This window comes from Hoylesella pleuritidis (assembly GCF_963541955.1).
Taxonomy (GTDB): Bacteria; Bacteroidota; Bacteroidia; order Bacteroidales; family Bacteroidaceae; genus Prevotella; species Prevotella pleuritidis.
Genome location: NZ_CAUTUT010000024.1, coordinates 24426 through 31383, shown reverse-complemented (window position 1 = coordinate 31383; position 6958 = coordinate 24426). Strand labels below are relative to the sequence as shown.

Annotated in this window: 6 protein-coding genes; all 6 read left to right on the top strand. The window is 47.0% G+C overall.

Annotation, left to right across the window (positions count from 1 at the left end; all coding sequences use genetic code 11):
• Positions 1–823 precede the first annotated feature (823 nt).
• Entirely contained in the window at positions 824–1237 is a 414-nt protein-coding gene (locus RWY97_RS09445; RefSeq protein ID WP_039875324.1) for a PaaI family thioesterase, read from the top strand.
• Between the two features lies 1 nt (position 1238).
• Positions 1239–2273: a chorismate-binding protein gene (locus tag RWY97_RS09440; RefSeq protein ID WP_315566844.1), complete on the top strand. Its 1035-nt coding sequence runs from the start codon at positions 1239–1241 to the stop codon at positions 2271–2273.
• A 109-nt stretch (positions 2274–2382) separates the two neighbouring features.
• Positions 2383–4056 (top strand): 2-succinyl-5-enolpyruvyl-6-hydroxy-3-cyclohexene-1-carboxylic-acid synthase, encoded by a 1674-nt coding sequence (menD, locus tag RWY97_RS09435; RefSeq protein WP_315566843.1) that lies wholly within the window; start codon positions 2383–2385, stop codon positions 4054–4056.
• A 40-nt stretch (positions 4057–4096) separates the two neighbouring features.
• Complete coding sequence (menB, locus tag RWY97_RS09430) at positions 4097–4924, top strand: 1,4-dihydroxy-2-naphthoyl-CoA synthase (RefSeq protein WP_315566842.1); 828 nt, start codon at positions 4097–4099, stop codon at positions 4922–4924.
• 6 nt (positions 4925–4930) lie between these two features.
• Entirely contained in the window at positions 4931–5974 is a 1044-nt protein-coding gene (gene menC / locus RWY97_RS09425; RefSeq protein WP_315566840.1) for an o-succinylbenzoate synthase, read from the top strand.
• Positions 5971–6948 carry an AMP-binding protein gene (locus tag RWY97_RS09420; RefSeq protein WP_024992466.1) on the top strand — a complete coding sequence of 326 codons (978 nt, stop codon included), beginning with the start codon at positions 5971–5973 and terminating at the stop codon, positions 6946–6948. The genes menC and RWY97_RS09420 overlap by 4 nt, the downstream gene beginning before the upstream one ends.
• Positions 6949–6958 lie beyond the last annotated feature (10 nt).

Below are 6958 nucleotides of genomic sequence, written 5' to 3'. Positions count from 1 at the left end.
CACGAAGTGAATGCCAAATACGGTTTATGTTGGGATGATTGGGAGTAAGTAATGAAATAATTAAAGTCTTAGGCAAGTATTTTGCCAAGACTTTTAAATATTCTGTTGTTTCTGAGATCAGATTCTTCTGATATAAGGCGTACAGAGAAATAGCGCTAACGAGGATTACTGTTCTTCGTGTTTACGTCTTATTGACTGAATCGAAATTCACAATTGCTGTTTTAATCGTTTATTTCGTATGGGATTGTAGACCAAAATATACCATTGATATCGAGAAATTCCAATGAGCCGTTCTTATAGCAACCTATAGATCAGGTCTGACGTACCAAATTTGTTCTTATAGTTCTCATTCTTCGTCTATGACTTCTATGAAATCATTGGAGTCCAGGCTGTCAGTTTTCTTTTGCGTTTAAGACTACTCTTGTGATCAGAGTTCTTAATCTGCATAAAAGTCACCCTGTCCACCAAGAAGAAATTGCGGACGGTATTGCAACGCTTGTGATAGTTCTTTTTCATACGCAAGAATACTCTCAAACGCAAAAGAAAATTCACTGCATAGGATTCTAACTACTTCACGGAAATTATTGAGGCTAAATGGGAAGATGAATAGAGAATATGGTGCGGAAGACCTGGGGAATATAGGGTTTCTGATGAAAGTGTTTGTACTTTTCCCTCGAAATGACAATATCTCTTTCTAAAATGATGGCAGGTTTTCCCGGTTTCGATGATCGACCTTTTATTTCTTGCTACGAATCTCCCAGCCGTTTTCATTATTCTGATAAAAAGTCGTATCTTTGCAAGAGGATAAATGGAGGATCGGATAATGAATATCGAACATATCAAAGAGACGATTGAGAAACGGCCGAGCCTGTCTTCGGCACTCGGAATGGAGTTTATTTCTACGCCAGAAGACGACACTTGTATGGCCAGAATGCTTGTAGACGAGCGTAACCGGCAACCGTTCGGTTTCCTCAGTGGCGGCGCTTCGTTAGCATTGGCGGAGAATCTGGCCGGTGTCGGCTCATTGGCGCTTTGTCCGGGAAAGATCAGTGTGGGTATCAATGTCAGTGGAAGCCACGTCAAAGCGGTGATAGAGGGCGATACGGTGACGGCTTTTGCCCGACTGCAGCACAAGGGGCGCACGCTGCATCAATGGCTGGTGGAAATAAGAGACAGTGCCGGCGATCTTATCTCTACGGTACAAGTGACCAACTATATCGTGCGTACGACCAAGTAAGATGGAAAGCTTTGCTTATTATCGACTGCCTTTCTGCAACCGCTATACGCTGCTGCGACAATCTTGCGGAAGACCTCGCGCGTTGTCGTCAGCTGCAGAACTTGGCAGGCAGAGCGGTTTTGTGATGGCTCCTTTTGCTGTATCGACCGATTGCCCGATGCTTCTGCTCATGCCTGATGAGGTGGAGGAACATCCCGTCCCGCTGTTGGAAACGGTTCTGCAAACGCCTATCCCGATTACAATCACGACTGATCGTGCGGGTTATTCGGCCGATTTCGTACGGTTTCACCGATCGATTTGCAACGGTACTTTCAGCAAAATCGTCCTGGCGCGCAGTGCAGAGGTGGTGGCAAACGAGGTTGTTGGGGCAGAGGCACTGTTTTTTCGGGCTTGCTGTTTATATCCGCAGCTGTTTGTGTCGTTGTTTTCTGCACCGGCGTGTGGAACCTGGCTGATGGCTACTCCGGAGATTCTGCTCGATGGAAACGGGTCGGATTGGCATACGATGGCACTTGCTGGTACGATGAAATGGCGAGGCGAGGTGTGCGGCGAGGCACTATGGTCGGATAAAAATATTCAGGAGCAACGCTATGTTTCTACTTATTTGGCACACTGTTTAGGTCGGTTCGGCGCAGGCATTACCGAGACGGAACCGCGAACTGTGCGTGCTGGGCAGCTTGTTCATCTGCGCAGCGATTTTCGTTTTACGTTGCCTGATGGGCGAAAGATCGGCGATCTGATCAACGCTTTACATCCTACACCAGCTATTTGCGGTCTTCCCAAAGACGAGGCGTACCGTTTCATCCTTGCTAATGAGCATATATCGCGGCGTTATTACAGCGGTTTTGCAGGACCGTTCGATCCTGACAGTGCAACACATCTCTATGTCTCGCTGCGTTGTATGCAGATTCTTGACAACTATTATCGGCTTTATGCCGGTGGTGGATTGCTTTCCGACAGTACGGAACAGCAGGAATGGGATGAGACTGAGGCGAAAATGGAAACGGCATTGGAAGTTTTTAAATTGATGAGTTAGTTTTTGAGTTGGTTAGTTTTTAAGTTTATAAGTTGATTTCTTCGAAACTCACAAACTAAAGAACTTAAAAACTTATCAACTAAAAAATGAACTCACAAACTCATAAATAATGTTTTGCAATAAAGAGAATGTCAATATATTAACAGCTTTGTTAGTAGTGCACGGTGTACGGAATGCTGTCGTGTGTCCCGGTTCGCGCAATGCGCCTATCGTTCACAATCTGAATGAGTGCTCGGAAATTGCTTGTCATCCTGTAACCGACGAACGTTCGGCAGGCTTTTATGCTTTGGGAATGGCGCAATTTTTGCAACAGCCTGTCGTCGTTTGTGTCACTTCGGGATCGGCTTTGCTCAATCTCGCTCCCGCAATAGCCGAAGCTTATTATCAGCATCAGTCTATTATAGCTGTCTCAGCAGATCGGCCTGCGGCGTGGATCGACCAGCTTGACGGGCAGACATTATCGCAACCGGATGCCTTGGGCCGTTTTGTTCGTAAAGCGGTTACACTTCCTGAACCCGAGAATGATGAAGAACGATGGTATTGTAATCGATTGGTCAACGAGGCTTTGATGGCCGCCCGACAGCGCGGTAGTGGTCCGGTGCATATCAATGTTCCGATTTCTGAACCGCTATATGATTTTTCCGTACTTGCACTTCCGAGTGAACGTAAGATCGAATGGCTGTCCGCCTATTCTCCGCAAGTAGTTGCTTTCTCCAAATTAAAAAAACATTTGGAACATGCTTCAAAGCCGATGATTGTCATCGGACAAGTGTCTGAGAATGTGATTTCTCCTTTCTGGATTACTCTGAATCGGCAGAATGCCGTCATCTTGCAGGAATCTCTCAGTGGATTTGGTAACGAGTCGCATATCGAAGAGGTATTGATGATGATCGGAGATGACACTCGTTATCTGCCGGATTTGATCCTTTATATCGGCGGAAACATTGTCAGCAAACGACTGAAACAGTTTCTTCGCCAGGCACGGAACATCGAATCGTGGGCCATTAGTGAAGATGGTGTGGTGCACGATACATTTATGCAACTGCAATATGTCATCGAGTGTGGGGTGGAAAGTCTACCCGACAGATTGTGGGAAGGAGCTGTCAATGGTGCGCATCAGGCTTATTGTGCGTTATGGCAGACGTTGATGATGCGGGCCGAAGATTGTATTGATACCTTTATACCGCCTTATTCTCAGATGGCGGTAGTACGAATGTTTGAACAGAAGATGAATGATCAGCTTCACGGAATGGCTTTTGTGCATTATGCCAATAGTTCTTCTGTGAGAGTAGGAAACATTTATGGTCGTCGTTATCATTATGTGAATCGAGGTGTCAATGGTATAGAAGGGTCGTTGTCTACGGCGGCAGGTTTTTCGTTGGTATGTCGCGAACGCATTTATTTGGTGATTGGTGACTTGAGTTTTTTCTATGATCAGAATGCGTTATGGAATGAACGGTTGCGTGGAAACCTACGAATCCTATTGCTGAATAATAGCGGCGGTGGTATATTCAATCGTTTTGAAGGGCTGAAACAAAGTGCTGCTCGTGAGCAATTGGTAATGGGGTGTCACCATACCAGTGCCGAAAGCCTGTGCCAGACGTATGGTCTAACGTATCTCTGCGCGCACAATGAGGAAGAGTTGCATCGTTCTGCGATGTCCGATTTTTTGTCATTGGAATCTGAAAGCCCCGTCTTACTGGAAGTCTTTACCGATATTCAAGAAGACAGTCGGGCGTTAGCAGAGTTTGAGGCGATGTTTAACCATTGCTTTAATTCCTAAAAACTTATATACTCATCAACTTAAAAACTCAAAAAACGATATGGCAACAAGACAATGGACGCCCATTCAAGGGTTCAGTTTTAAAGAAATTCTGTTTGAAGAGTATCATCACATTGCAAAAATTACGATCAACCGACCGCGTTATCGCAATGCTTTTACACCGCTCACCACGTGGGAGATGTCTCAGGCATTTACTTATTGCCGCGAGGCGCAGGGCATTCGGGTGGTTATTTTAACCGGTGCTGGTGATAAAGCATTCTGTTCCGGTGGCGATATGCACGTCAAAGGGCGCGGAGGATATGTTGGGATTGACGGCATTCCAAGACTAAATGTGCTTGATGTTCAGATGCAAATTCGTCGTCTTCCCAAGCCGGTCATTGCGATGGTTAATGGTTATGCCATCGGTGGTGGCCACGTTTTGCACGTGATGTGTGACCTTACCATTGCGAGCGAGAATGCTGTTTTCGGCCAGACCGGTCCCAAAGTGGGCAGTTTCGATGCCGGTTTCGGCGCATCGTATTTGGCCCGTCAAGTAGGCCAAAAGAAGGCTCGGGAGATTTGGTTCTTGTGTAATCAATATTCGGCCATCGAAGCTGAACGGATGGGGATGGTTAACAAAGTGGTTCCTTTGACTCAATTAGAAGATGAGTGTGTGGCTTGGGCTGAAACGATGATGGAGCGTTCGCCGTTGGCTTTGCGGATGATTAAGGCCGGACTCAATGCCGAACTCGATGGTCAAGCAGGTATTCAGGAACTTGCCGGCGATGCCACGATGCTCTATTACACAATGGATGAAGCTCAGGAAGGCGGCAAAGCATTCCTTGAAAAGCGTAAACCCGACTTTGACAAATATCCGAAGTTTCCTTGATTTTTAATGAAAAGAGTGTTTCAAATAACGGTTTCTGAGAAAGTATTGCATTTTAAGCGACCGGCGGGAACATCGCGAGGCGTATATCAAACGAGACGTTGTTGGTTGTTGACTGTGATTGATTGCAGAATGCCGGGTGTGAAAGGAGTAGGGGAGTGTGCGCCGTTACCCGACCTGAGTTGTGATGCTGTGCCTCAGTACGAGCAAATCTTGCGGGATGTTTGTGCGCAAGTGGAGATTACGGGAGCGATTCCCTATGATGCATTGCGCCCTTATCCATCTATCCTTTTCGGGTTAGAAACAGCGTTCGCACAACTTAATGCGGGCGGTAGTGATGTTCTTTTCGATTCGCCTTTTAGTCGAGGTGAAGCGGGAATTAGTATCAACGGATTGGTGTGGATGGGTACTTTCGAAGAGATGTACGCGCGATTGGAGGAGAAACTGAAACTCGGTTTCCAATGTATTAAATTGAAGATTGGCGCCATCGATTTTGAAAGCGAGTTACGACTCGTGCGTTGTGTTCGCACGCATTTTGGCAAAGAGCAAGTTGAGTTGCGGCTGGATGCCAATGGCGGATTTGCGCCCGACGAGGCACTCGCCCGTTTGGAACGGTTCGCCCCCTATGCCATCCATTCTGTCGAGCAACCCATTCGGCAGCATCAGTGGGATGAGATGGCTCGTATCTGTTGTCAATCACCCATTCCGATAGCACTCGACGAAGAGCTTATCGGCGTAAATTTGCCAGCAATGAAAGCCGAACTACTCGACCGAATTCGTCCTGCTTATATCATTCTCAAACCCTCTTTGCACGGAGGAATGCGCGGCATTGAGGAGTGGATTACGTTGGCTCGGGCGCGTGGAATAGGTTCGTGGATCACCAGCGCACTCGAAAGCAACGTAGGGCTAAATGCCATTGCTCAACTTGCTGCCCGATTTTACGGTCCCAATATCGATCTACCGCAGGGCTTGGGGACGGGACAACTCTTTACCGATAACATTCCGAAGCCTTTAAGCATACGAGGAGACAAACTTTGGTTCACTGCGAAATGACACTGAAAGAATTCTTGACCGACTGGCACAGTTCGTCGCCACGTATGTTGGTGCATACCAGTGGATCGACAGGCGCCCCCAAACCAATGTGGGTAGAAAAACAACGTATGTGTAATTCGGCCCGCATCACGTGCGACTTTCTGAGGCTACACCCTGGTGATTCGGCCCTACTCTGTATGTCGCTCGATTACATTGCAGGTAAGATGATGGTGGTACGCGCCATCGAGCGGCAGTTGGATTTGATTTCGGTCGCCCCCAGCGGTCATCCGTTGCGTAGTCTTACACGCCCTGTTACGTTTGCGGCAATGGTACCAATGCAAGTGTTTAATTCCTTGCAAGTACCTGAGGAGCGAGAACGATTGCGGCAAATTAAACATTTGATTATTGGTGGTGGGGCCATTGACGACTTGTTGGCGGTTCAGCTCCGGTCGTTTCCCAATGCTGTATGGAGTACTTATGGAATGACTGAAACTTTATCGCACATCGCGCTCCGACGTTTGAGTGGCCCTACGGCCAGCGATTATTATACGCCTTTCGATACTGTTACAGTCGGACTCAATGCTGCTGGTTGTCTGGTTATCGATGCACCCTTAGTGTGCGAGTATCCGGTAGTGACGAGCGATATAGCCGAAATCTGCCCAGACCGAACCGATTTTCGTATTCTTGGTCGCCTTGATAACGTCATCGATAGCGGCGGTATCAAAATCCAAATAGAAGAAGTAGAGCGTGTCCTGCGCCCGTATCTCACCTCATCTTATGTGATCACGAAATGCAGTGACAGTAAATTTGGCGAAATCGTGGTCCTGTTAACAACATCGAATGATATTGGTATTGTTCAAGAAATTTGCCGCCGTGTTTTGCCGAAGTATTGGCAGCCCAAGCGTTATTTGTCTATCCGTGCGATTCCGATGACTGAAACGGGTAAAATTGATCGTGCGGAGGCGATGATTTTGGGGAAGATAAGTAGAGGATGAATGATGAACG